This window comes from Mesorhizobium sp. WSM4848, from assembly GCF_055811375.1.
Genome location: NZ_JBVVPX010000002.1, coordinates 145929 through 168297, shown reverse-complemented (window position 1 = coordinate 168297; position 22369 = coordinate 145929). Strand labels below are relative to the sequence as shown.

General features: G+C 64.0%; 25 protein-coding genes. 13 read left to right on the top strand and 12 right to left on the bottom strand.

Annotated features, from left to right (window positions below; translation table 11 throughout):
* Positions 1-192: 192 nt before the first annotated feature.
* Positions 193-699: a thioesterase family protein gene (locus AC0L16_RS03170; RefSeq protein WP_473618942.1), complete on the top strand. Its 507-nt coding sequence runs from the start codon at positions 193-195 to the stop codon at positions 697-699.
* Positions 700-815: 116 nt separating this feature from the next.
* Complete coding sequence (locus AC0L16_RS03165; RefSeq protein ID WP_077383251.1) at positions 816-1013, top strand: hypothetical protein; 198 nt, start codon at positions 816-818, stop codon at positions 1011-1013.
* Positions 1014-1286: 273 nt separating this feature from the next.
* Here the strand turns inward: AC0L16_RS03165 and AC0L16_RS03160 are convergent, their stop codons facing one another.
* A complete protein-coding gene (locus AC0L16_RS03160) occupies positions 1287-1766 on the bottom strand; it encodes an Lrp/AsnC family transcriptional regulator (protein ID WP_473619141.1) in 480 nt (159 codons plus the stop codon).
* A gap of 89 nt (positions 1767-1855) precedes the next feature.
* Here AC0L16_RS03160 and AC0L16_RS03155 point away from each other — a divergent pair, with 89 nt between their 5' ends.
* A complete protein-coding gene (locus tag AC0L16_RS03155) occupies positions 1856-2761 on the top strand; it encodes an EamA family transporter (RefSeq protein ID WP_473618941.1) in 906 nt (301 codons plus the stop codon).
* Here the strand turns inward: AC0L16_RS03155 and AC0L16_RS03150 are convergent, their stop codons facing one another.
* Positions 2762-3667, bottom strand: a complete 906-nt coding sequence (locus tag AC0L16_RS03150) for a dienelactone hydrolase family protein (protein WP_473618939.1) — start codon at positions 3665-3667, stop codon at positions 2762-2764.
* A gap of 335 nt (positions 3668-4002) precedes the next feature.
* On the opposite strand from AC0L16_RS03150, the gene AC0L16_RS03145 reads away from it, so the two are divergent.
* Positions 4003-6699 carry an ATP-dependent helicase gene (locus tag AC0L16_RS03145; protein ID WP_473618938.1) on the top strand — a complete coding sequence of 899 codons (2697 nt, stop codon included), beginning with the start codon at positions 4003-4005 and terminating at the stop codon, positions 6697-6699.
* A gap of 9 nt (positions 6700-6708) precedes the next feature.
* Here AC0L16_RS03145 and AC0L16_RS03140 read toward each other — a convergent pair whose 3' ends face one another.
* The 5 genes from AC0L16_RS03140 to AC0L16_RS03120 form a co-directional block, all read right to left on the bottom strand.
* The gene (locus tag AC0L16_RS03140) at positions 6709-7761 is read right to left on the bottom strand and encodes an ABC transporter permease (RefSeq protein WP_473618937.1); all 1053 of its coding nucleotides are present in this window, start codon (positions 7759-7761) and stop codon (positions 6709-6711) included.
* Positions 7758-8555 (bottom strand): ATP-binding cassette domain-containing protein, encoded by a 798-nt coding sequence (locus tag AC0L16_RS03135; protein WP_473618936.1) that lies wholly within the window; start codon positions 8553-8555, stop codon positions 7758-7760. Before AC0L16_RS03135 ends, AC0L16_RS03140 begins: the two co-directional genes overlap by 4 nt.
* 56 nt (positions 8556-8611) lie before the next feature.
* A complete protein-coding gene (locus AC0L16_RS03130; protein WP_473618935.1) occupies positions 8612-9625 on the bottom strand; it encodes a substrate-binding domain-containing protein in 1014 nt (337 codons plus the stop codon).
* Positions 9626-9774: 149 nt separating this feature from the next.
* On the bottom strand, positions 9775-10680 hold the full coding sequence (locus AC0L16_RS03125; RefSeq protein WP_473618934.1) for a sugar phosphate isomerase/epimerase family protein: 906 nt from the start codon (positions 10678-10680) through the stop codon (positions 9775-9777).
* Positions 10681-10682: 2 nt separating this feature from the next.
* Positions 10683-11711, bottom strand: coding sequence for a Gfo/Idh/MocA family protein (locus AC0L16_RS03120; RefSeq protein ID WP_473618932.1), 1029 nt, complete (start codon positions 11709-11711; stop codon positions 10683-10685).
* Between the two features lie 187 nt (positions 11712-11898).
* On the opposite strand from AC0L16_RS03120, the gene AC0L16_RS03115 reads away from it, so the two are divergent.
* Both AC0L16_RS03115 and AC0L16_RS03110 read left to right on the top strand, forming a co-directional pair.
* A complete protein-coding gene (locus tag AC0L16_RS03115; RefSeq protein ID WP_473618931.1) occupies positions 11899-12924 on the top strand; it encodes a LacI family DNA-binding transcriptional regulator in 1026 nt (341 codons plus the stop codon).
* A 137-nt stretch (positions 12925-13061) separates the two neighbouring features.
* Positions 13062-13637, top strand: coding sequence for a TMEM175 family protein (locus AC0L16_RS03110; protein WP_077383227.1), 576 nt, complete (start codon positions 13062-13064; stop codon positions 13635-13637).
* 7 nt (positions 13638-13644) lie between these two features.
* On the opposite strand, the gene AC0L16_RS03105 is transcribed toward AC0L16_RS03110, so the two are convergent.
* A complete protein-coding gene (locus AC0L16_RS03105) occupies positions 13645-13926 on the bottom strand; it encodes a hypothetical protein (protein WP_128167136.1) in 282 nt (93 codons plus the stop codon).
* 132 nt (positions 13927-14058) lie between these two features.
* Here AC0L16_RS03105 and AC0L16_RS03100 point away from each other — a divergent pair, with 132 nt between their 5' ends.
* On the top strand, positions 14059-14925 hold the full coding sequence (locus tag AC0L16_RS03100; RefSeq protein WP_473618930.1) for an SDR family NAD(P)-dependent oxidoreductase: 867 nt from the start codon (positions 14059-14061) through the stop codon (positions 14923-14925).
* Positions 14926-14928: 3 nt separating this feature from the next.
* Here AC0L16_RS03100 and AC0L16_RS03095 read toward each other — a convergent pair whose 3' ends face one another.
* From AC0L16_RS03095 to AC0L16_RS03085, 3 genes are all read right to left on the bottom strand, one after another.
* Entirely contained in the window at positions 14929-15342 is a 414-nt protein-coding gene (locus AC0L16_RS03095) for a low affinity iron permease family protein (protein WP_473618929.1), read from the bottom strand.
* Positions 15343-15415: 73 nt separating this feature from the next.
* Positions 15416-16057 (bottom strand): LbetaH domain-containing protein, encoded by a 642-nt coding sequence (locus AC0L16_RS03090; RefSeq protein WP_473619139.1) that lies wholly within the window; start codon positions 16055-16057, stop codon positions 15416-15418.
* 70 nt (positions 16058-16127) lie between these two features.
* A complete protein-coding gene (locus AC0L16_RS03085; RefSeq protein ID WP_473619138.1) occupies positions 16128-16622 on the bottom strand; it encodes a CreA family protein in 495 nt (164 codons plus the stop codon).
* 258 nt (positions 16623-16880) lie between these two features.
* Between AC0L16_RS03085 and AC0L16_RS03080 the strand changes: the two genes are divergently transcribed.
* Positions 16881-17456, top strand: coding sequence for an SCO family protein (locus tag AC0L16_RS03080; protein WP_473618928.1), 576 nt, complete (start codon positions 16881-16883; stop codon positions 17454-17456).
* An 86-nt stretch (positions 17457-17542) separates the two neighbouring features.
* Positions 17543-18415 carry a 50S ribosomal protein L11 methyltransferase gene (locus AC0L16_RS03075; RefSeq protein WP_473618926.1) on the top strand — a complete coding sequence of 291 codons (873 nt, stop codon included), beginning with the start codon at positions 17543-17545 and terminating at the stop codon, positions 18413-18415.
* A 35-nt stretch (positions 18416-18450) separates the two neighbouring features.
* Here the strand turns inward: AC0L16_RS03075 and AC0L16_RS03070 are convergent, their stop codons facing one another.
* Positions 18451-18825 (bottom strand): hypothetical protein, encoded by a 375-nt coding sequence (locus tag AC0L16_RS03070; protein ID WP_473618925.1) that lies wholly within the window; start codon positions 18823-18825, stop codon positions 18451-18453.
* 60 nt (positions 18826-18885) lie between these two features.
* On the opposite strand from AC0L16_RS03070, the gene AC0L16_RS03065 reads away from it, so the two are divergent.
* The 4 genes from AC0L16_RS03065 (at position 18886) to AC0L16_RS03050 (ending at position 22349) form a co-directional block, all read left to right on the top strand.
* On the top strand, positions 18886-20733 hold the full coding sequence (locus AC0L16_RS03065) for an aminopeptidase P family protein (protein ID WP_473618924.1): 1848 nt from the start codon (positions 18886-18888) through the stop codon (positions 20731-20733).
* A 202-nt stretch (positions 20734-20935) separates the two neighbouring features.
* Entirely contained in the window at positions 20936-21484 is a 549-nt protein-coding gene (locus AC0L16_RS03060; protein WP_473618923.1) for an RNA polymerase sigma factor, read from the top strand.
* Positions 21481-21885, top strand: coding sequence for a hypothetical protein (locus AC0L16_RS03055; protein ID WP_473618922.1), 405 nt, complete (start codon positions 21481-21483; stop codon positions 21883-21885). Before AC0L16_RS03060 ends, AC0L16_RS03055 begins: the two co-directional genes overlap by 4 nt.
* Complete coding sequence (locus AC0L16_RS03050) at positions 21882-22349, top strand: periplasmic heavy metal sensor (RefSeq protein ID WP_473618921.1); 468 nt, start codon at positions 21882-21884, stop codon at positions 22347-22349. Before AC0L16_RS03055 ends, AC0L16_RS03050 begins: the two co-directional genes overlap by 4 nt.
* The last annotated feature ends 20 nt before the right edge of the window (positions 22350-22369 follow it).

Below are 22369 nucleotides of genomic sequence, written 5' to 3'. Positions count from 1 at the left end.
CCGCGAATGGACCAGTGTCCACCCTTGTTATGGACTTATGGATGCCTATCGCATCGGCCCGAAAATCGAAATCGATTTTCGGAAAGCACGATGCGAAGATTCAATGTGCTAGAGCGTACCTTGTGCGTCCAATTGGACGCACGTCGCTCTAGTCTCACCAACCACGTGCTGTCCAGCCAGAAGGAAGTTTCGATGTCCACCGCCGCCCCCTTCGTCTCTCCTCCCATGGCCATCGAAAAAGACTGGATCGACTATAACGGCCATCTCAACATGGCCTACTACAACGTGCTGTTCGACCGCTGCTCCGACGAAGCGTTCGAAATGATGGGGATGGGGCCGGATTATGCGAAGCAGCGCCGGCTGACCATCTACACGGCGGAAGTCCATGTCTGCTATGTCAGGGAGCTGCATCTCGACCACAAGGTCGATGTCTCGTTCCAACTCCTCGACCATGACGACAAGCGGCTGAGAGCCTACCAGGAAATCCGCCATATCGACGGCTGGCTCGCTGCCACGTCCGAATCATTGTCGCTGCATGTCGACATGTCCGGGCCGAAGGTGGCGCCCTTCCCGGCCGATGTCCTGGCCAAGATCGAAGCCATGCGCGCCGCCCATGCGGCGCTGCCGATGCCTGAGCGCGCCGGCCGTTCGATCGGTATTCGTCGCAAGACGCTTGAGCCGCAGTCAGACCGCCGTTAACCTTACCAGGGTTTTAACGTGAACAAGCCGAATTGAGGCGTTGCACGACTCAGTACGGCGGTCGAAGACGAGTTGCGATACGGGCGGCGGGGGCTGAAGCGGTTCGGGGAACGTGCATGAAAACCGATATCAAGGTCGAGGCGGACAGGCTGGCTGCCGACCCACGCATCAGCGACTATGATTTCTGGCGATCGCTGAAGAACCTCAACAACGAAATTTTTACCATCGCCAACAACAACGAGCCGATCCCTTTCGCCATGATCCGCTGGCGCGCCATCCTGAAGCAAGCGCGGATGAAGCGCGGGCACGCTTGATCGGGTGCGGGAAGAAATGGTCTTGTCCTCCGGTTGCATTTTTCTGGAGCGTTTGCGCCGCCCCTCATCCGGATGCCGCCACTTTCTCCCCGGGGAGAAGGGAGCTTGCCGCCGCCTTGTCGCTCTTCCCGCAACACTGGAGAATAGCGACTTCCCGTCGCGAAGGCGTCCTTCTCCCCGTCACTATACGGGAGAAGTGCCCGGTAGGGCGATGAGGGGCGGCGCGACGTTTTCCAGTCAAGCTGATGTACTGACGAGCGACCACCTCAACCATCAGGGCTGGTGCGTCACTGCCGCCAGCGGCGAACGCGCCACCACCGGCGACGACTGGATGATCGCGGTGTTGGTCATCGCAAACGGAATGATCCGGTCGATCACCCGTTCGAGCTCGGCCACCGAGCCGACATGCGCCAGCGCGATGAAACAGTCCTCGCCGGTCACCCGATCGCATTGGGCGATTTCCGGCAAGTCGCGGATGATCTCGGCCACTACAGCCAGTTGCCCCGGCACCGGCCTGATCCGCAGCCATGCCGACAGCTTCATGCCGAGCGCGGCCGGGTTGATCCGCACCGTGTAGGCCTCGATCACGCCGCTCTCCTGCAGCCGCTTGATGCGTTCGGCCACGCTCGGCGCCGACAGGCCGACCGAGCGCGCCAGTTCAGCGGTGCTGGTGCGCGCATCCTTTTCCAGCAGGCGCAGGATTTTCAGATCCGCCGCATCCAGATCAGCATTTTCGTTTCGAAGGCGTTTCAGGGAAAACTCCTTTGCTTCGGAAAGCTAATTATCTCTCTGACTAATCACTATCCATATAAACCGGAAAGACTGCCTGCGATGATGATCGCATGGAAGATCCAGCGCAATCCCCGTCTGCAATCCCTTCCCTCGCCGGCCCTGTTTTTGGCAGGCTGGCGGCCTCGCTGCCGCCGCATGTCTGGTTCGGCGTCAGTGCCGTGTTTCATTATCTCGGGCCGGCTTTCGCCGTGCTGCTTTTCCCGCATGTCGGCGTGCTCGGCATGGCCTGGCTGCGCATCGTCACGGCCGCCCTTGTCTTCGCGCCGCTGACGCGGCCCTGGACGGCCTTCGCCCGCGCCGACCGGCCGACACGGCTGTTGCTTCTCGGTTTTGGCGCCTGCCTCGGCGTGATGAATTGCTCCTTCTACCTGGCACTCGACCGCTTGCCGATCTCGCTGGTCGCGGCGATCGAATTCGTCGGCACCATCGGCGTTGCGCTGGTCGGCGTCAGAAGCCCGCGCAATCTCGCGGCCCTTGCCATTGCCGTCACCGGAACCTTGCTGCTCATCGACGTCAAATGGTCAAGCGACCCGATCGGCCTGTTCTGGGCTTTCCTCAACGGCGCGCTGTTCGTCGGCTACATCGTGCTTGGCCATCGCGTTGCCCGCGCCGGCGCTGGCGACGGCATCGGCGGCCTGGGCGCTGCCATGGCGGTCGCCTTCCTCATCGTGCTGCCGATCGGCTTCACCGATGCGCTGCCGGCTTTCACGGCGCCGCCACTGCTCATCGCCGCCATCGGCGTCGGCATCTGCTCGTCGGTCATCCCCTATATCTGCGACCAGCTTGCCATGTCGCGGCTGCCCCGATCGAGCTTCGCGCTGATGCTGTCGTTGCTGCCGGTCACCGCCACGCTGATCGGCGTCATTGTGCTCCGCCAGATACCCAGCCCTGCCGATTGCATCGGCATCGCTCTGGTGGTGGCCGGCGTCGCTTTCCACAAACCGGCAAATGCCTGATCAGGCGAGCTTCTCCTTGAGAAAGGCGATCGTCCGGCCCCAGGCGAGGTCCGCCGCGTTCTTGTCGTAGCGAGCCGCCGACGTGTCGTTGTTGAAGGCATGATTGGCGCCTTCATAGATATGGATCGTGTGCTCGACCTTGGTTGCATCGAGTTCCTTTTTGAAGGCGTCGATACCGGCATTGATGCGGGTGTCGAGCCCGGCATAATGCAGCAGCAGCGCCGCCTTGATCTTCGGCACATCCTCGGCCTTCGGCTGCATGCCGTAATAGGCGACAGCCGCAGCCAGATCCGGCGCGTTGGCAGCCAGTGTGTTCACCGTGGCGCCGCCCCAGCAGAAGCCGACCGCGGCGACCTTGCCGTTGCCATCCTCGCGGCCCCTAAGGAAAGCGACCGTTGCGACCGCATTGGCGGTGGTCTGAGCCGGATCGAGTTTAGAAATCTGCTCGCGCGCCTTGTCTTCGTCGGCCGGCGTGCCGCCGAGCGGCGACAGGAAGTCCGGGGCCAGCGCAACGAAGCCTTCCAGCGCCACGCGCCGCGTCACATCGCGTATATGCGGGTTGAGCCCCCTGTTCTCGTGCACGACGATGACGGTGCCGAGCTTGCCTGACTGGCCGGCCGGCTTGACCAGATAGCCCTTCATCTCGCCACCGCTGCCGGGGTAGCTGATGTCCTCGCCCGTCACGCGTGCATCGTCCTCGGCAACAACCGCCGCCCGGGCCGAATTCGCCGCCAGCAGCGGTGCGATTGCGGCGGCCGCCGCACCTGATCCGGCAAGCCTGGTCAACTGTTCCATGAAGCGCCGCCGGTCGAGCGTCAGATGCGTGTATTCGTCATAGGCGTCGATCATCGCCTGGGTAATGGCGGGTCTCTTCACGGCGGGGCTGGCAGGGCTCGGTTTTGTCATGGCGCTCTCCTCGGCTTCGGGAACATGTCCGCCGCGCAAGATAGGGTACAAGCCCGCACGGTCCAGTCACGGATCAGTGAGCCGCTGGTGGCGCAAGCGCAGGTCCGCCAGACCGGCGGCTGGTCCAGGATGATACTCCTTCCGACCGGTGCGCTCCGCGGCGCGCCCATGGGCAACCGCGCATTTGCGTCCTGCATTCTCCGACCCGCCGTGCCTGTCGAGCAGGCCGGCGCTTTGGCTGGCGTGCCATCGGATTTGCAACTCCCCCGGCTGGACAGAGAACAAAACGGAGACACTTCTGGCCTTTCGCTGCCGAATCACTACATTCGGAGGAGATGTCCGGCTTTTCGGAAGATATGCCTTTTTTTGATGAACCGAACGCGCGGCCCGTGGCCCCGTCGGGCATTGCTGCGCGCGCCATGGCTGCCCGCAGCGGCCATGCCAATGCGCCCGATTATCTGAACGGTCTCAACCCCGAGCAGCGGCTGGCCGTGGAAACCACCGAAGGCCCGGTTCTGGTGCTGGCCGGCGCCGGCACCGGCAAGACGCGCGTCCTGACCACCCGCATCGCCCACATCCTCGCCACCGGCAAGGCCTTCCCTTCGCAGATCCTCGCCGTCACCTTCACCAACAAGGCGGCGCGCGAGATGAAGCAGCGCATCGGCCTGCTGATCGGCGAAGGCAATGTCGAAGGCATGCCGTGGCTCGGCACCTTCCACTCGATTGGAGTGAAGCTGCTGCGCCGCCACGCCGAGCTTGCCGGGCTCAGATCCGACTTCACCATTCTCGACACCGACGACGTCGTGCGCCTGATCAAGCAGCTCATCCAGGCCGAAGGACTGGACGACAAACGCTGGCCGGCCAAGCAGTTCGCCCAGATGATCGACGGCTGGAAGAACAAGGGGCTTGGCCCCGCCGAGATTGCCGAGGGCGACGCCCGCGCCTTCGCCAACGGCAAGGGCCGTGAGCTCTACAAGTCCTATCAGGAGCGGCTGAAGACGCTGAATGCCTGCGATTTCGGCGATCTCCTGTGCCACCCGATCCGCATCTTCCGCGCCAATCCGGACGTGCTGAAGGAATACCACAAGCGCTTCAAATACATCCTCGTCGACGAGTACCAGGACACCAACACCGCCCAATACATGTGGCTGCGGCTGCTGGCGCAGCGGCCGGATGCCGGACGAGCTTCAACATCAACAGGTTTGCAAACGGTCGAAGGCCGCAAGCCCGACCGGGCGTCCGAGCCCTTGCGAGGCCCCTCCCGCGACGCCGAAGGCGCGCAAAAAAGGGGGGTCGGGCCCGCGCCGGCAGGCGCGGAACAGCCCGTGAGCGATAACAAAGTCAATATCTGCTGCGTCGGCGACGACGACCAATCGATCTACGGCTGGCGCGGGGCCGAGGTCGACAACATCCTGCGCTTCGACAAGGATTTCCCCGGCGCCACGATCATCCGGCTGGAACGCAACTACCGCTCCACCGCGCACATCCTCGCCACCGCCTCCCACCTCATCGCCCACAATGAAAGCCGCTTCGGCAAGACGCTGTTCACCGAAAAGATCGCTGAGGACGACGAGAAGGTGCATGTCCATGCCGCCTGGGATTCCGAGGAAGAGGCCCGCGCCGTTGGCGAAACCATCGAGGCCTACCAGCGGCAGAAGCACAATCTCAACGACATGGCCATTCTTGTCCGCGCGTCCTTCCAGATGCGCGAGTTCGAGGACCGCTTCGTCACCCTCGGCCTCAACTACCGCGTCATCGGCGGCCCGCGCTTTTACGAGCGCCTCGAAATCCGCGACGCCCTGGCCTTCTTCCGCGTCGTCGCGCAAGGGGCAGACGACCTCGCCTTCGAGCGCATCGTCAACGTGCCGAAGCGCGGGCTGGGCGAAGCCACCATCCGCCAGATCCACGACACCGCCAGGGCGCTGCGCATCCCGATGCTGGAGGCTGCGGAAAAACTCGCCGAGAGCGACGAGTTGAAGCCGAAGCCGCGCGCAGCACTGCGCGAAGTCGCCGCCAATTTCGAGCGCTGGCAGAAGGCGCTGGAGACTACGCCGCACACCGAGCTGGCCGAGACCATCCTGGAGGAGAGCGGCTACACCGACATGTGGAAGAACGACCGCTCGGCGGAAGCGCCCGGCCGGTTGGAAAACCTCAAGGAACTGATCCGGTCGATGGAGGAGTACGAATCGCTGCGCTCCTTCCTCGAACATGTGGCGCTGGTGATGGACGCCGAGCAGAACGCCGAGCTCGACGCCGTCAACATCATGACGCTGCATTCGGCCAAGGGCCTCGAATTCGAGACGGTTTTTCTGCCCGGCTGGGAGGAAGGACTGTTCCCGCATCAGCGCGCTCTCGACGAGGGCGGCCGCTCCGGGCTGGAGGAAGAGCGGCGGCTGGCCTATGTCGGGCTCACCCGCGCCAAGAAGAACCTGCATTTGTGGTTCGTCTCCAACCGCCGCATCCACGGCCTGTGGCAATCGACGATCCCGTCGCGCTTCCTCGATGAATTGCCGGAAGCCCATGTCGAAATCGCCGAGAGCGGCAACTCCTATGGCGGTTACGGCAATGCCTATGGCGGCGGCTCCTTCGCCTCCGGACGGGGCGGCCAGGCGGCAGGACGGCAGAATCCTTACGGCGCTTCGCGCTTCGACAATGTCGGCGCAGAAAAATCCGGCGCCTTCTCCAGCACCTATGCAACGCCGGGCTGGCAGCGCGCGCAGCAGAACCGCACCGAGGCGACCGACCGCAACTGGGGCTCGCGCTCCGGCCACCAGGTCGAGCGCATCGGCTATGGCGAGACCGACAGTGGCTATGGCGCCGGCCGCACCTCAATCAAGGGCCGCACCATCGACGGCGAGCTGGTCGCCAAATCCGTTGCCGACACGCCATCCCGCTTCAGCGTCGGCGATCGCGTCTTCCACCAGAAATTCGGCAACGGCAACATTGCCGCCATCGACGGCAACAAGCTGACCATCGACTTCGACAAGGCCGGCCAGAAACGCGTGCTGGACGGGTTTGTCACCGGGGTGTGAGTCTCCCCCTCACCGATACCGCGCCTGGTTCCATTTGTGGCCGAGCAGCGACAGGATGATGATCAGCCCGTTGAAGAACTGGACATAGAAGCCGCTCAGGCCTGCCGCGACGACGCCGGTCTGGATGAACGACACGGTGACGGCGCCGATGGCGCCGCCGACCACGGTGCCGACGCCGCCCCAGGTCGGCGTGCCGCCAACGAACACCGATGCCAGCACCGGCAGCAAATAGCCGTCGCCGGCCGTCGGCCACCAGGTGAAGTTGATCATCACCGAGAAGGTGCCGGCGATCGCCGCCCCGATGCCGACGAAGACGAACACTTTCACCCGCACGCGCTTGACGTCGATGCCCATCTGCTGGGCGCTGTCGGGATTGTCGCCGACCACCTTCACCTGCGCGCCGAAGCGATGCCTGTTGTAGAGCAGCGCCGACAGCACGACGAAGCCGATGGCCCAGAAGATCTGCACCGGGATGCCGTAGAGCTGGCTGGAGAAGACCTTGTAGGCCCAGCTGTCGGCAAGGCTGGTCAGCGCCGTCGACCTGCCTTCGTTGATGATCTGGATCAGGCCGCGCAGCAGGAAGTTCATGCCGAGCGTGGCGATCAGCGACGACAGCCCACCATAGACGACCAGCGACCCGACCAGGAAGCCGAGCAACGTGCCCGTTGCAATGGCGGCGGCGATGCCCAGAAACGGGTCGTAGCCGGCCTGCACGACCAGCGCGAAGACCCATGAGGCAAAGCCCATCGTCGCCGGAAACGACAGGTCGATCTCGCCGCAGGTGACGACGAAGACCAGCGGCACCACCACGAACAGCGCAACCGGCAGCGTGGTGAGCACGGAACTGTAGAGATACCAGGTGGTGAAGACGGTCGGGTTGGCGATCATGAACACCGTCATCATCACCACGAATACGGCAAGCGTGCCGAGTGCGGCGCGGTTGTCGAGGATGAAGCCGCGCACCCAGTGATCGGATGGGTGTTTCCACTCTTTCCGGGGATTGCCGGGACGGGAGATGCCGGCGGACGGCTCGTGCAGATCGGGCTCCATCGTCTTGCTCATCGTGCTCTCTGCTCCGCGTCGCCGGCGTCGTGCAGTCCCGGCAATCCGCCCGGATGTGCAACGTCTTCCATGAAGTTGACGAGGTCTTCGGCCGACTTGACTTGGCTGCGGTCGGCGGTGAGCGCGACCTTGCCGCGATCCAGCACCACGAAACGATCGGCGATGTCGAAGACGTGGTGGATGTTGTGGCCGATGAACAGGATCGACCGTCCGCTCGCCCGCACCTGGCGCACGAAATGGAAGACCTTGGCGGTCTCGGTCAGCGACAGCGCCGTCGTCGGCTCGTCGAGGATGATCAGGTCGGCCTGCTTGTAGATGGCGCGGGCGATCGCCACGCCCTGGCGTTCGCCGCCGGAGAGCTGGCCGACGATCGATTGCGGCGTGAACACTTTCGAGGTGAAGCCGATCTCGCGCATCAGCCGGCTCGCCTCCTCGATTTCCTTGTTGACCTTCAGCCAGCCGAGAAAGCCGGTGAGTTCGCGGCCCATGAAGATGTTGCGTACGATCGTCTGCTGCACGGCCAGCGCCCGGTCCTGGAATACCGTCTCGATGCCGGCGTCGCGCGAGCGCGCGGCGCTCCAGCCGGTCACCGGCTGGCCGCGGATGAGGATCTCGCCGCTGGTCGGCTTGACCACGCCGGAGAGGATCTTGATCAGCGTCGACTTGCCGGCGCCGTTGTCGCCGATCAGGCCGACCACCTCGCCGCGGTCGACGCTGAGATTGACCCCGCCCAGCGCATAGACCTGACCGTAGGACTTGCTGATGTCGCGCAGTTCGATGAGGCGTTCGGCCATGGCGATCCTCGCTTGGTTCCGGCTGCGGTCGCAAGACCGGCAGCCGTGTCAAAAGGTCAGCGCAGCGCCTGCTTGGCGAGCTCGGCGACGATCTCGTAATTGTCAGGCGTGACGAAGCCGGCGCCGGTGTCGACATTCATTGGCGCCAGGCCCAGCACCACCTGCTGGCAGAGGCTGAGGATCGGCAGATAACCCTGCAGGAACGGCTGCTGGTCGGCCGTCAGTTGGACCCAGCCGCCCTTGAAGCCCTCGACGATCTGCGGGCTGGTGTCGAAGCCGAAATTGAAGATATCGCCAGCCTTCCTGCCCGCCGCCTGCATGTAAGTCGGGACGTTGCCCAGCATCTGTCCGCCGGGATAGCCAACCGCCTTGACGTCGGGATTGTTGAGGAGTGCTGCGGTAATCACCGGAATGGCCAGGTTGGGATCGGAAGCCCATTCGCCGCTCGGCGGCGAGGAGAGCTGGATGACCTCGACGCCCGCCTCTTTCAGGGCGGCGACCGTGCCGCGCTCGCGCGCGCCGCGGCTCTCGTTCTCGAACGGGCCGATCATGATCGCCTTGTCGCCGGCCTTGAGCCCGGCCAGCTTGAACGCCTCGGCGCCGAGCGCGCGGCCCTGCTCTTCCTGCTGGGCGCCGACATAGCCGCCGCCGAACGATGCCGTGACCTTCGGCACCGGCACGTTCTGGTACATCATGCTGATGCCGTCCTTGTGCGCCTGTTCGGCCAGCGGCATGATCGAAGCATCGCCCGGGTGGCCCATCATGGCGATGCCGCCGGGCTTGACCGCGACGGCCTCGCGCAATTGCTGCACCATCTTCTCGACATCCCACTGGGAGAAGATGTAGTCGACCTTCGGCCCAAGATCGGCCTCGGCCTGCTTGGCGCCATTGTAGACGATGGTGCCGAAGGCGTCGCCCTCGGCGCCGCCGACGAAGAAGCGGATGTGGACGTCCTTGCACCACTGGGCATCGAGCGCCTGGGCAGGCAAGGTGGAGATTGCAGCGGCGAGCGCCGTGGCGCCCGCCATGACGGTCGAGCGCAGAACTGTCCTTCTCATCGTGATGCTCATGCACGTTCCTCCCTTTGTTCCCTCGCAAGCCGAGGGGTCTTCGACGAATGCTTCGGCTTCTCGCCGCATTGCTTCGCTGGCCGGCTCCCTGTTCGATGCATGTCATTGTCGCAAAACCGCTGCACACTTTTGCGCGACATGCATTAGCCTCACGCCGGGTTCGGCAGATACGTCGCACCTCCCCGGCATTGCTTGAGGTAGTCCAGCGCCCGCACTTGCCCTGTAATTTCGAGGTCGCCGCGATAAACCGGGTCGTGCCAGCCTTCGATGTCGATGGCGCCCTTGTATCCGGCCAGCCGCAATTCGCTGATCACCCGCGTCCAGTCGCTGTCGCCGAAGCCAGGCGTGCGCATTTGCACGAACGGCAGCCGGCCGAACACGCCATGCTCGCGGATCGCGTCCCAGCGCACCGTCGCGTCCTTGCCGTGGACATGGAAAATGCGCGGCGCCCATTTGCGGATCTGCGGGATCGGATCGATCAGATAGACGAGCTGGTGGCAGGGCTCCCATTCCAGGCCGAGATTGTCATCTGGCAATTCGTTGAACATCAGCTCCCAGGCGTCCGGATTGTGGGCGATGTTCCAATCTCCATCAGCCCAGTTGCCGTCCATCGCGCAATTCTCGAAGGCGATGCGCACGCCCTTGTCGGCGGCGCGCCGGGCCAGTGGTCCCCAAACCTCGCGGAAGCGCGGCAGGCTGTCAGGCAGCGGCTTGCCGCGGAGGCGGCCGGTGAAGCCGCTGACCATCGAGGTGCCGAACAGATGCGCATGGTCGATGGCCGTCTCCCAGGCATCAAGCACGCCGCGATCGACATCGCCACTTTCCAGCGGATTGCCGAAGACGCCGAGCGAGGAGACGACGACGTCGGCGTCGCCGATCGCCTCGCGGATCTGGCCGGCCAGCCGCGGAAGATCCTTGCCGCCCAGCGTCTGCCAGAAGAAGGGCTGGATGCTCTCGAAGCCGAGCGGCAGGATCGCCTTGATATAGGCGGCCGGGTCATCGAGATTGGCCCGCACCATGGTGCCGATCCGGATGTCGAGAAGCGGGTTTGGCATCGTCACCCTTCCTGTGCGATCGCGACCCGGCGCACGGTTTCGGCGCTTTCGATCGCGGCAAAGACCATGGCCAGGCTCTTGATGTTGTCGGCGCCGCGCGTCTCCGGCTCGCTGCCGGTTTCGACGGCGCGCACAAAATCCTGGATGATGCCGAGATGGCCGCCGATGCGGTCTCTCGGATCGAGCGGCGGCACGGCGAGCGGCTCCGTGCGATCGAACAGGCCTTCACGGATAGGCCGCGCGACTTCCGCCCTCAGCCCATCCTCACCGTCCCAGACCAGGCTGCCGTGCTCGGCGACGATGCGCCATGTGCTCTCCCAACTGGTGCGGAACCCGTCGGCGCACCAGGAGCCGGCATAGGTGAACAGCTTGCCGCCGCCGAGCTCGAAGATTGCGGTGGCCGACGATCCCTGCCGGTACCAGGAATTGACCGGCTCCCATTCCTGGCAGTAGACGCTGGCCGGCGCGCCGCCGACCATGTAACGGGCGGCGTCGAAAGTATGGATAGCCATGTCGAGCAGCAGGACATGGCGCATCTCCTCGCGAAACCCGCCGAAATGCGGCGCGACGAAGAATTCGGCGTGGATGCTGGTTGGCGCACCGATGGCGCCGGAATCGAGAAAACGCCTGATGCGCCTGACGTTGGCGACATAGCGGCGGTTCTGGACGACGGCGTGAACGCGCTTGGCGCGTCGGGCAGCCTCGACGATGGCGCGCGCGTTCTCCGGGCTGTCAGCCAGCGGCTTCTCCGTCAGGAGGTGGCAATGATGGGCAAAGGCCGAAAGCGCGACATCGCGCCGGGCCGCGGGAACCACGACGTCGAACACTGCGTCGGGCTTGGTCTGGTCGAGCACGGCGTCAAGACTGGTTCCGACAATGGCGCCGGCAAGCTCATATTCTCGCGCCCTTGCCTTCGCCCGCTCGGCATCGAGGTCGACAAGGCCGACAACAGCCAACCCGTCGATCTGCCTCGCCGCATCGAGCCAGTGCTTGCTCATCGCTCCGCAGCCGACCAGGACGACATTCATCATCCAGCGCTCCTCCTCCGCTCGGCCCTCCAGACCGATCGTCACGGCATGACCGTAAACGTTTTTCCGTAAACGTTTACGAGAACACACCCGAAGGCGTAGAATGTCAATTGGCCGCTCGCGAAAATCAGCTTTATCACCTTGGCCTGAAGAGCGGCCGGTGATAGCCAAGAAAGGGGAGAACCGTCCTTTGGCGTCCAGCATCCACGACCTTGCGCGTCACCTGAACATTTCGATCGGCACCGTGTCGCGCGCGCTCAACGGCCGTGCCGACGTCAATGCCGATACGCGCCAGCGCGTGCTCGATGCGGCGGCAAAGCTGAACTATTCGCCGAACCAGTCCGGCCGCAGCCTGCGGCGCGGCGCCACCCACTCGATCGCCTTCATGCTGCAGCCGCACCCGGGCGACCAGCAATATGGCGAGCCGTTCTTCATTCCGTTCCTGACCGGGCTGCAGGCGAAACTCGCCGAAGGCGGGCTCGACCTGATCGTGGTGATGGGCGCGCCGGGCGACTACCAGCAGGAGCGCCTGCGCCGGGTGGTCGAGACGCGCCGGGCCGACGCCGTGGTGCTGGCCTATACGCGTCGCGAGGACGAGCGCATCGATTACCTGACCAGGGTCGGCTTCCCGTTCGCGACGCTCGGCCGCAGCCGCTCTGGCGGCAAGACCTATCCGTCGCTCGACCTCGATTTCGAAAAAGCCGGGGCCGACGCGGTTGACCGCCTGGTGGCGCGCGGCCACCGCCGCATCGCCGCCATCCGCCCGTCCCTCAACCTCAATTTCGGCTACCTGTTCCTGGCCGGCTATCGCAAGGCCTTGCGGCGGCATGGCATCGAGGTCGACCCCGGGCTGATCGCGAAAGGCTTCATCAACGAGGCCGGCGGCGACGCGGTGACGCCGCAGGTCATGCGCTCCAAGGACCCGCCGACCGCCATCATCTTCAACAATGACGCGATGGCGCTCGGCGGCTGCAAGGCGCTGGCCGAGATGGGCATCAAGCCCGGCCACGACATTGCTGTGATCGTCATCGTCGACACGCCGCTGTGCCGCTATTTTTCACCGGCACTGACCGGCTTCCGCCCTCGCCTGGAGCCGATGGGACGGCGGCTGGCCGAAATGCTGCTGGCGTCCATCCCGGCCTTCGCCGGCCCCGAAGGCGCGCGGATCATCCGTGAGGTCTGGCCGCTGGAGTTGATCGCGCGCGACAGCGATTGATGATGGCTGGAGCTCTCCGGTCGGCTCGATCACGTCGCTGGCGCCTGAGACGCCGAATGGCTGAACGACAGCGCGCAGGCCTTCCCTCCAGCCACGTCGATCGCCTAGGATGAGCCAAGCGCAGCAGGGGAGAATCCATGGGCAAGGGACGGGTCGAGGCATTTTCCGATGGCGTCATGGCCATCATCATCACCATCATGGTGCTGGAATTGAAGGTGCCGCATGGCGCGGAGTTTTCCGCGCTGGCACCGCTATGGCCCACCTTTCTCAGCTACGTGCTGTCCTTCATCTATGTCGGCATCTACTGGAACAATCTGCACAACATGTTCCACACCGTGCAGCGGGTCGATGGCCGCGTGCTGTGGGCCAATCTCCATCTGCTGTTCTGGCTGTCGCTGATGCCCGTGACCACCGCCTTCATGGGTGAAAACCATTTCGCGCCGGTGCCTGTCGCCGTTTACGGTGTTGTCCTGGCGCTTTGCGCGGCCGCCTACTTCATTCTGGTCGTCATGCTGCATCGGCTGCATGGCAACGACACTGCCTTCGCCAGAGCGGCAGGCACCGACCGCAAGGAAAAGATCTCGGTGGTCCTCTACATCGCCGCCATTCCGCTGACCTTCGTCAATCAATGGATCAGCGTCGCGCTCTATGTGCTGGTTGCCATGATCTGGTTCGTGCCGGACAAGCGTTTCGAAAGGCAGATCGAAAAATAGGTCCGCCCTATCCCCGCATTGCCTTCAGCTTTTCCGCCACCGAGGCGGCGAGGTCGGCATAGCGCTCCTCCAGCCGCTCGGCCGCCTTGATCACCGAAAAATCATGGCCGAATTTTTCCAGCGCCATGCGCAGCTTCTCGACGAACTCCGCCTGTTTTTCGAGCGCCGAAAACAGCGTTCTCACTTGCGCTTCGCTGATGTCGGGATTGGCAAGCATTTGCGGCACCTCGCGGCTCATCTGGTCGCCGGTGGCGGTCTGTTCTTTCAGGATCTCGATCCAGTCGGTCAATCGGTAATCTCCTTCTTACGCGGACAGCATGCGCAGCGCCTGCCGATGTGGTCAACCCAAGGACGCCCAAACGGGCTTGCGCGAGCCTGTCGCCGCGTTAAGTTCGGCGCAACCTGAACGAGGACACTATCGATGACCACCGACGCCGAAATCCAGAGCGCTTTGCCTGCCCTTGGCTCCGGCAACGTTGCCGTCATCACCGGCGGCGCAAGCGGCATCGGCCTTGCCGCGGCCAGGCGGCTGGCGGCAATGGGCTTGAAAATCGTGCTTGCAGACATCGCCGGCCCGCGGCTCGATGAGGCTGCCCGCACCGTTGCCACGATTGCCGGCGGCAGCGCCGTGCTTGCTGTCGCGACCGACGTCTCGAAAGCCGACGAAGTCGACCGGCTGGCCGAAAAGGCATTCGATGCCTTCGGCGGCGTGTCGCTGTTGATGAACAATGCCGGCGTCGGCAACAATCCCGGCAAACCCTGGGAGAACCGCGACGGCTGGAAGCGGCTGCTGGACATCAATTTCTGGGGTGTCGTCCATGGCATCGAGACCTTCGTGCCACGCATGCTGGCTGCAGGAAAACCGAGCCTGATCGTCAACACCGGCTCCAAGCAAGGCATCACGACGCCGCCCGGCAACCTTGCCTACAACGTCTCCAAATCAGGCGTGAAGAGTTTTACCGAAGGCCTGGCGCATGCGCTGCGTAACGAGGCCGGTGCCAACATCGCAGCGCATCTGCTCATTCCGGGGTTCACTTTTACCGGCCTGACCGAAGGTGCGACCGAAAAGCCCGCCGGCGCCTGGACCGGCGAGCAGGTGATCGACTTCATGCTGGCCGCGCTGGTGCGTGGCGATTTCTACATTCTTTGTCCTGACAACGAAGCGACGCGGCCCATGGACGAAAAGCGCATGGCCTGGGCGATCGGCGACATCATCGAGAACCGCCCTGCTCTGTCGCGCTGGCACCCGGACCACAAGGACGCTTTCGCGGCGTTCATGGAAAGCTGACGCTCACGCCGCATGTGTCTTCGAGCCGCGCTTTTGCGCAGTGGCTTTCTTGACCGCTGTATCGTGCCGTTTCGCCGCCTGTTCACATTTTTTGCGGATCTCCTCGACCTCGGATTCGGTCAGGTGCTCGATGCCGATAAACGTATTGTGAGCTTTGCCGACCCGGATCAACTCGTCGAGTTTCGTCTGAATCGCCGTGCCATCGCGGTTCTGGGTGTTCTGGATGAGGAACACCATCAGGAAGGTGACGATCGTCGTGCCGGTGTTGATGATGAGCTGCCACGTATCGGAAAACCCGAACATCGGTCCGCTTGCCCCCCACGCAACAATGATCAGGAAACAGACGGCGAATGTCGACGGCAGACCAGCTAGATGCGCAACATAGTTGGCGATCCTGGTGAAAAGCTTCTCTATCATGGCAGGAGAAACAACCAGCATCCGCTGAGGTTCCCTCCTTTCACCGACGTAGCCGTTCAGAGACCCGCAAAGCTCAGGGGATTTCGTGCTCCCAGCGATCGAGAAAGGCCTCGATCGGCATTGCCTGCATGTCGGGGACTGCCTTGGCCAGTTTTTCGACCGACCAGTCCCACCAGCCGAGGCTTTCAATCCGCGCAGCGGTTTTCTCGGCAAAACGCTGGCGCAGCGGCTTGGCTGGAACCCCGGCGACAATCGCATAAGCCGGTACATCGCGCGTCACCACCGCATTGGCACCGACGATCGCGCCATTGCCGATGGTCACATCAGGCATGATCACCGCGCCATGCCCGATCCAGACGTCGTGGCCGATGGTGACGGACGTCGCCCGCCGCCGTTCGCGGAACGCCGCGTCGACGCCGAGCCAGCGAAAATACTCGTTTGGCCGGTAGCTGACCTTGTGCTGGGTCAACCGCTCGATCGGATGCTCGAGCGCGTTGATACGGCTGTTGGCGGCGATCGAACAGAACTTGCCTGTTGTCGTGTAGATCGCCTCGGCGTGGCGCTCGAAATAGGAGAAGTCACCCACTATGACTTCGCGCAAGATGACCCGCTCGCCGATCGAGGCGTAGCGCCCAAGCTTGCATGCCTTCAATTCCGCGGTCGGGTGGATGCGCGGCTCGGGGTCCTTCAGGACAAGATTTTCGGGACGGTCCATGCCGGCGGCTTTACGCCCGAGCGACTGGTCCCGCAAGCGGCAGCAGTCGTCCGTCACCTGTTTCCAGAGCCTATTTCGGCTTGCCGTTGGTCCACACCACGTTCTGGCCATAGAGCGGCACCGTGGTGACCGACATTTTCGCTGAACCGTCCTGCACCTGGCGCGAATGCGACAGATAGATCAGGGTCTCGTTGGCTTTATCGTAGATGCGGTTCACCACCTGTTTCTTCCAGATCAGGCTGATGCCTTGCTTGAACACCTCCTCGCCGGCATCGCTCATGTCGATGTCGCCGATGGTGATCGGCCCGGTTTGGCGGCAGGCGATCGAGGAATCGGACGGGTCCTCGAACCAGTTGCCCTTTTGCAGGCGATCGATCACGCCACGGTCGAAATAGGAGACATGGCAGGTCACGCCTTCGACCTTCGGGTCCTTGATCGCCTCGACGATGATGTCGTTGCCTAGCCAGTCGACGCCGACCTTGCCGACCTCCTGGGCGACAGCCGCACCAGCACCGATGACAAGGCACGCGGCCAAAGCGCCGCCGATCAATTTTCGCCCAATCAGTCCTTGCCCAATCAATCGTTGCCCAATCAGTCGTCGCCCAATCAGACGTTGCAACAAAGCCTCCTGCCGTTCGAGTTTTGCCGACCTCAGGTGGGACGGGCGACAGCACTTTGCAAGCGGATCAATTTTTTAAGGGAAAGCCGGTTGCGGCAACGCGACATCTTTGCGCGAGCGAGATCAAACCGTTAAGAGTGTCGCCCAACAAGCTCCAAAGGCGCCGATACGGCGCCGATGAAAATCGCGACGGACACCCAATTGATGATGCGTTCAATACTGGTCGGCATTCTCGTCCTGATGGCGGCGGGCATCGGCTGGCTCACCTTCGAGTGGTACCGTGGGCACTATGGCGGCGAGCCGTTCGGCGCACCGTTCACGCTGGTCGACCAGAAGGGCGCTCCGATCACCGAGGCTGCCTTTCGCGGCCAGCCCAGCGTCGTCTTCTTCGGCTTCACCCATTGCCCGGAAGTCTGCCCGACCACGCTGTTCGAACTGGCCGGGTGGCTGAAGACGATGGGTGACGATGGCAAGAACCTGCGCGCCTATTTCGTGACGGTCGACCCGGAGCGCGACACGCCCGAAATCATGAACGCCTATATCAGCAACTTCTCCGACCGCATCCTCGGTATCACCGGCGACCCGGACAAGGTCCGCGCCATGGCCAAATCCTTCGGCATCTATTCGAAAAAGGTCGATACCGGCGACGGCGACTACACGATGGACCACACCGCTTCGGTGCTGCTGCTCAACGCCAGGGGCGATTTCGCCGGCACCATCGCGTATGGCGAAAGCCCGGACGCCGCCATCGCCAAGCTCAAGCGGCTGGCGGCAGGCTAGCGCATGATCCCGAACCGAAGGTCCGCGCCTGCGAAAAGTGGGAACCGGTTTTCGGGCAAGATCATGCTCACCAAGAAAATCGTTTGATGACCCAAACGCGGCTTTATTTCAGCACTGGAAAGATCGAGGCCGACCGTATCTTCGCGGCGTTCGAAGCGGCATTCGAAGATGAGGGCCTGCCGATTGGCCTGGTCGAAGTCGACGAGGACCGCGATATCCATGAAGTGTCGCTCTATGCCGACGGCGATGTCGAGGCCGTCGAGGCGCGCCTGAAGGAGATTCTTGCCGGGCTTGCCCTGTCGAGGCCGATTGCGCGCGAGCCCGTGCCTGATATCGATTGGGTGACGCGTTCTTTGGAGGGACTGAAGCCGGTGCGCGCCGGCCGTTTCTTCGTCCACGGCGCGCATGATCGCAGGAAGCGCCACAGCGGCGAGCTCGCCATCGAGATCGAAGCGGGCCTGGCTTTCGGCACCGGCCATCACGGCACCACCGCCGGCTGCCTCGAAATGCTGGAACAGGTCGTGCGGCGCGAGCGCCCGCGCAACGCGCTCGACCTCGGTACCGGCAGCGCGGTGCTGGCCATCGCGCTGGCCAAGCTCGCCCATATTCCGGTGCTGGCGACCGACATCGATCCGGTCGCCACAAAAGTCGCCGCTGCCAACGCGCGGCTCAACCACGTCAAGGCGCTCGTCGAAACGGTGACGGCGCCGGGCTTCCACCATCCGATTTTTGCCGCGCGCGGCCCTTTTGGCCTCATCGTCGCCAATATACTGGCGCGGCCGCTGATGCGGCTGGCGCCCGAAATGGCCGGGCATATCGGTTTGGGCGGCTCGATCGTGCTGTCAGGCATCCTCGACCGGCAACGCGACGCGGTGATCTCGGCCTATGTCGGCCAGCAGTTCCGCCATGTCAGGACGTTGCATCGCGAAGGCTGGGTGACGATCCACCTCAAGCGGTGACGCGCAGCGCCTTCAATCGCACGCCGCAAAATCGCTCAGACGTAGCGCGACCTTGCCGCCTTCTTCAGTTCTTCGCGATCGTAGCCGTGCGCTTTCAGCGTTTCGTCGTCAAAGCCAAGCAAAACGCCGCTCACATAGCGGCTCGCTTCGCGCTGGCGCGCTTCGATGAGAGCGTTCACGGCGCTTCTGAAAAATCCGCGTCTGGCTGAAATCGTGGACATGATGGTCTCCTTCGCAGGGCAGTAAGACTCGTTCCTCCACGTCGAAAAGGTAAGGTCTACTGACCTTTTTTTAAATCGCTGATTCTGCATGGCGTCCATGCGCAAAAGCGCACGTCGATGGCCGCTGTCGATGGCGGCGCCGCCCCTCTGCCCTGTTGGATCGAATCCGGCCGAAGCTCGGCGCAGCAAAAGTCGATTCCGATTTTCGGGGTCATGCGCTACGGTCGCGCCAGCATCCAAGGAGAGGCCATGATGTTCCAGACCTTTGATTCCGCAGGCGACCCCGCCGTTGGCAAGCCGCGTGTGGCGTTGCTGCGTCAATGGCTGGCGGCCAACGGGCTGGATGGCTTCATCGTGCCTCGTGCCGACGAGCATCAGGGCGAATATGTCGCCGACCGCTCGGCGCGGCTGAAATGGCTGACCGGCTTCAGCGGTTCGGCCGGCGTCGCCATCGTGCGCGGTGACCGCGCCGTCGTGTTCGTCGACGGCCGCTATACGCTGCAGGCGCGCCACGAGGTCGATCTCGACATCTTTTCGATCGAAAGCCTGGTCGACAATCCGCCCGCCACCTGGATCAAGGACAATCTCGGCAAGGGCGTGCGGCTTGGCTTCGATCCGTGGCTGCAGACGATCGGCGACGTGAAAGCGTTGAAAGCGTCGGCCGAAAAATCGGGGGCGACATTGGTGCCGCTCGATAAGAATCCGATCGACGCGATCTGGGAGGATCAGCCCGAACCGCCGCTGGCGCCGGTCGAAATCCATCCGATCGGCTTTGCCGGCGAATTGGCCAAGGACAAGCTGGCGCGGCTGGCCGAGGCCATCGGCAGGGATGGCGCCACTCATGCCGTGCTGACCGACCCGTCCTCCATCGCCTGGACCTTCGACATCCGCGGTGGCGACGTGCCGCACACGCCGCTGGCGCTCGGCTTCGCCGTGCTCGCCGCCGATCGGTCGCATCTGCTTTTCATGGATCAGCGTAAGTTTTCACGCACCGTCTCGGCCTATCTGACGCAGCTCGCCGAATTGCACGAACCCGATGAATTCGAAGCTCTTATCGCAGCCCTGGCCAAGGGCGGCGCGAAGATCGCGCTGGATCCAGTGCTGGCGGCGGAGAAGCTCAGGATGCTGGTCGAGGACAATGGCGGCACCGTCATCACCGCGCCAGACCCTGCCCGCATTCCGCGCGCGACGAAAAACCAGGCCGAGATCAACGGCGCCCGCGCCGCGCATCGCCGCGATGGCGCCGCCGTTGCCAGGCTGCTTTGCTGGCTCGACCGCCAGGAACCCGGCAAGCTCGACGAGATCGCGGTCGTCACCAAGCTTGAGGAGTGCCGCCGCAGCACCGGCGAGGAAACGCAGATGCCGCTGCGCGACGTGTCCTTCGACACCATCGCCGGCGCCGGCCCGAACGGCGCCATCATGCACTACCGCGTTTCCCGCGCCACCAGCCGAAAGCTTCAGTCTGGCGAACTGTTCCTGCTCGATTCGGGCGGGCAGTATCAGGACGGCACCACCGACATCACCCGCACCGTGCCGATCGGCACACCGACCGAGGAAATGCGCGAACGCTTCACGCTGGTGCTGAAGGGCATGATCGGCATTTCCATGCTGCGCTTTCCCCCGGGCACGCGCGGCTCCGAGATCGACGCCGTGGCGCGCCTTGCCCTGTGGAAACACGGTTGCGATTTCGCCCATGGCACCGGCCATGGCGTCGGCTCCTATCTGGCCGTGCACGAGGGCCCGCAACGCATCGCCAGGACCGGCACCGAAAAGCTGCTGGCGGGCATGATCGTCTCCAACGAGCCGGGCTACTACAAGGAGGGTTCTTACGGCATTCGCATCGAGAATCTCATCCTGGTGACGCCGGCCGAGCCGATAGAGGGCGGCGACATCGCCATGCACGGTTTCGAGACACTAACGCTGGCGCCGATCGACACCAGGCTGGTGCGGTCTGACCTTTTGACGCGCGACGAGCTGCATTGGCTCGACACATACCACGCCCGCGTGCTGGCCGAGATCGGACCGATGCTCGACGGCGAGACGCTGGCCTGGCTGGAGAACGCAACCGCACCGCTGCCGCACGACCAGAAGTCCTGATTTTCGGCAAGACGGCGGCTCAGCTATCGACGCGGGATGCCGTCTGCCGGGAATGGCCTGCAGCCTTATCACTGCCTTCTAACGCCTCAGCCCGGGGTCGCCGACGGATTTCGCAGCGAAACCCCGTTGAAGGCATATGACGGGTGCAGGATGACGGTTGTGTCGGCACAAGGTCTGGCGTGGTGGAACGAGAAGGCAGAGCGTGGGCGAAACCGACGAGCGGCTGCTGGCGCTGATCGCTCAGAACAATGCGGCTGCGGTGGAAGCCATGGTCGAGCGCAAGCTGCCGCGGCTGATCCGTCTCGCCACGCGAATGCTGGGCGACCGCGGCGAGGCCGAGGATGTCACGCAGGAGACGTTCTTGCGCATCTGGCGGGCGGCTCCGGGCTGGCGCGCCGGCGAGGCGAAGTTCGACACCTGGCTGCATCGCGTCGCGCTCAATCTCTGCTACGACCGGCTGCGCAGGCGGCGGGAGACGCCGGTGGCGGAACTTCCCGATCGCCCCGACGAGCGCCCGGGCGCGGAAGCGGATATGCTCGCGGCCGACGATCAGCACCAGGTGCGGCGCGCGCTGGCCGAGCTGCCGGAGCGCCAGCGCGAGGCGATCGTGCTGCAGTATTATCAGGAGCTTTCGAACAGCGATGCGGCAGAGGTCATGGGGATCAGCATCGAGGCATTTGAAAGCCTGTTGTCGCGGGCGCGGCGGCAGTTGCGCTCCAGGCTCGGACGAGACAGGGACGAAATGATATGACTCCAGAGAGGATTTCCGAGCTCGTTGCCGCCTATGGCGGGTCGCCGCAGCGCTGGCCTGAAAACGAGCGCGCGGCGGCGCTGGACTTCATCGCCGCCAATCCGGCTCAAGCCGAAGTCGCACTTGCACCGGCGGCGGAGCTCGACGATCTGCTGTCGCGCCATCGGGTCGCAGCTCCGGACCGCGCGCTCGCGCGAAGGATCATCGCCACGGCGCCGTCTGCGCTGTGGCGCCGCACCCAGCTCGTCTGGCGGTGTGCCGGATTGGTCGGCATTGGACTGGCGGGCGCGCTGGCCGGGGTGCTGACAGTCGCCGTGCTGCTGCCACCCAACAGCGCCCCTGACGATGGCGACAGCTATGCGCTGACCGCATTCGGCGACATGCAGGGGGACGTGCAATGAGCGAGCGCAGCATCAGGATCCTGCTTGCCGTCTCGCTGGCACTGAACGTCTTCGTGCTCGGCGCCGCCGCCGGCGCCGGCTACATATGGCAAGCGCAGCAGGGGCAGCGCGACGGAGCGGGCGACCAGCGCGGCCTGCGCTTCGCCGCGGCCGGCCTGTCGCCCGACCAGCGCAAGGCGTTCCGCCAGGCGCTCGCTGAAGCGCGGCGCCAGTCGGCTGCCGACATCGAAGCGGCTCGGGCCGGCCGCGAGGCGGTGGCGCGCCTGATCGAGGCTGAGCCGATCGACGCAGCGGCGGTCAATCAGACGCTCGCCTCGGTCCGGCAAGCCGATATGGCGCTGCGCGGCCGGCTCGAACAGGCAATCGTGACCTTCGCGACGGGACTGACGCCAGCCGACAGGGCGCGACTTGTCGACGGTCTGCGCGGCCGCAGCAACATGCTGCGCCGAGCGGGCGAAAAATAGAGCTGGAAACAGCGACGGAT

Bases quoted from the DNA above. Each gene is read 5' to 3' on its own strand.
- AC0L16_RS03170 (WP_473618942.1), top strand. From the start codon at position 193: ATGTCCACCGCCGCCCCCTTCGTCTCTCCTCCCATGGCCATCGAAAAA.
- AC0L16_RS03165 (WP_077383251.1), top strand. From the start codon at position 816: ATGAAAACCGATATCAAGGTCGAGGCGGACAGGCTGGCTGCCGACCCA.
- AC0L16_RS03155 (WP_473618941.1), top strand. From the start codon at position 1,856: ATGGAAGATCCAGCGCAATCCCCGTCTGCAATCCCTTCCCTCGCCGGC.
- AC0L16_RS03150 (WP_473618939.1), bottom strand. From the start codon at position 3,667: ATGACAAAACCGAGCCCTGCCAGCCCCGCCGTGAAGAGACCCGCCATT.
- AC0L16_RS03145 (WP_473618938.1), top strand. From the start codon at position 4,003: ATGTCCGGCTTTTCGGAAGATATGCCTTTTTTTGATGAACCGAACGCG.
- AC0L16_RS03140 (WP_473618937.1), bottom strand. From the start codon at position 7,761: ATGAGCAAGACGATGGAGCCCGATCTGCACGAGCCGTCCGCCGGCATC.
- AC0L16_RS03135 (WP_473618936.1), bottom strand. From the start codon at position 8,555: ATGGCCGAACGCCTCATCGAACTGCGCGACATCAGCAAGTCCTACGGT.
- AC0L16_RS03130 (WP_473618935.1), bottom strand. From the start codon at position 9,625: ATGAGCATCACGATGAGAAGGACAGTTCTGCGCTCGACCGTCATGGCG.
- AC0L16_RS03125 (WP_473618934.1), bottom strand. From the start codon at position 10,680: ATGCCAAACCCGCTTCTCGACATCCGGATCGGCACCATGGTGCGGGCC.
- AC0L16_RS03120 (WP_473618932.1), bottom strand. From the start codon at position 11,711: ATGATGAATGTCGTCCTGGTCGGCTGCGGAGCGATGAGCAAGCACTGG.
- AC0L16_RS03110 (WP_077383227.1), top strand. From the start codon at position 13,062: ATGGGCAAGGGACGGGTCGAGGCATTTTCCGATGGCGTCATGGCCATC.
- AC0L16_RS03100 (WP_473618930.1), top strand. From the start codon at position 14,059: ATGACCACCGACGCCGAAATCCAGAGCGCTTTGCCTGCCCTTGGCTCC.
- AC0L16_RS03095 (WP_473618929.1), bottom strand. From the start codon at position 15,342: ATGATAGAGAAGCTTTTCACCAGGATCGCCAACTATGTTGCGCATCTA.
- AC0L16_RS03090 (WP_473619139.1), bottom strand. From the start codon at position 16,057: ATGGACCGTCCCGAAAATCTTGTCCTGAAGGACCCCGAGCCGCGCATC.
- AC0L16_RS03080 (WP_473618928.1), top strand. From the start codon at position 16,881: ATGATGCGTTCAATACTGGTCGGCATTCTCGTCCTGATGGCGGCGGGC.
- AC0L16_RS03075 (WP_473618926.1), top strand. From the start codon at position 17,543: ATGACCCAAACGCGGCTTTATTTCAGCACTGGAAAGATCGAGGCCGAC.
- AC0L16_RS03065 (WP_473618924.1), top strand. From the start codon at position 18,886: ATGATGTTCCAGACCTTTGATTCCGCAGGCGACCCCGCCGTTGGCAAG.
- AC0L16_RS03055 (WP_473618922.1), top strand. From the start codon at position 21,481: ATGACTCCAGAGAGGATTTCCGAGCTCGTTGCCGCCTATGGCGGGTCG.
- AC0L16_RS03050 (WP_473618921.1), top strand. From the start codon at position 21,882: ATGAGCGAGCGCAGCATCAGGATCCTGCTTGCCGTCTCGCTGGCACTG.